This window comes from Pseudomonas defluvii, from assembly GCF_001695625.1.
GTDB classification, from domain to species: Bacteria; Pseudomonadota; Gammaproteobacteria; order Pseudomonadales; family Pseudomonadaceae; genus Aquipseudomonas; species Aquipseudomonas defluvii.
Genome location: NZ_MBPN01000290.1, coordinates 1 through 924, shown reverse-complemented (window position 1 = coordinate 924; position 924 = coordinate 1). Strand labels below are relative to the sequence as shown.

Below are 924 nucleotides of genomic sequence, written 5' to 3'. Positions count from 1 at the left end.
TGACGGATTTCAAGTGGCGCCATTTCCAGGGTGATGTGATCCTGTGGGCGGTGCGCTGGTATTGTCGCTATCCGATCAGCTATCGCGACCTTGAGGAAATGCTGGCGGAACGCGGCATTTCGGTCGACCATACGACGATCTATCGCTGGGTCCAGTGCTACGCCCCGGAGATGGAGAAGCGGCTGCGCTGGTTCTGGCGGCGTGGCTTTGATCCGAGCTGGCGCCTGGATGAAACCTACGTCAAGGTGCGGGGCAAGTGGACCTACCTGTACCGGGCAGTCGACAAGCGGGGCGACACGATCGATTTCTACCTGTCGCCGACCCGCAGCGCCAAGGCAGCGAAGCGGTTCCTGGGCAAGGCCCTGCGAGGCCTGAAGCACTGGGAAAAGCCTGCCACGCTCAATACCGACAAAGCGCCGAGCTATGGTGCAGCGATCACCGAATTGAAGCGCGAAGGAAAGCTGGACCGGGAGACGGCCCACCGGCAGGTGAAGTATCTCAATAACGTGATCGAGGCCGATCACGGAAAGCTCAAGATACTGATCAAGCCGGTGCGCGGTTTCAAATCGATCCCCACGGCCTATGCCACGATCAAGGGATTCGAAGTCATGCGAGCCCTGCGCAAAGGACAGGCTCGCCCCTGGTGCCTGCAGCCCGGCATCAGGGGCGAGGTGCGCCTTGTGGAGAGAGCTTTTGGCATTGGGCCCTCGGCGCTGACGGAGGCCATGGGCATGCTCAACCACCATTTCGCAGCAGCCGCCTGATCGGCGCAGAGCGACAGCCTACCTCTGACTGCCGCCAATCTTTGCAACAGAGCCTCCGTCGCCATGCTCACCTCGCTTTGGTGCACACGAGTATTGAGCATAGTCGAGATTGGTGCAGATCACTTCTGATATTGAACTGTCAGGAGCTGGCTGCACAACA

Annotated in this window: 1 protein-coding gene; it reads left to right on the top strand. The window is 60.0% G+C overall.

The window, feature by feature from the left end; all coding sequences use genetic code 11:
- On the top strand, nucleotides 1–764 hold a 764-nt coding region (locus tag EKA13_RS27380), incomplete at its 5' end, for an IS6-like element IS6100 family transposase (protein WP_100250168.1).
- Between the last annotated feature and the right edge of the window lie 160 nt (nucleotides 765–924).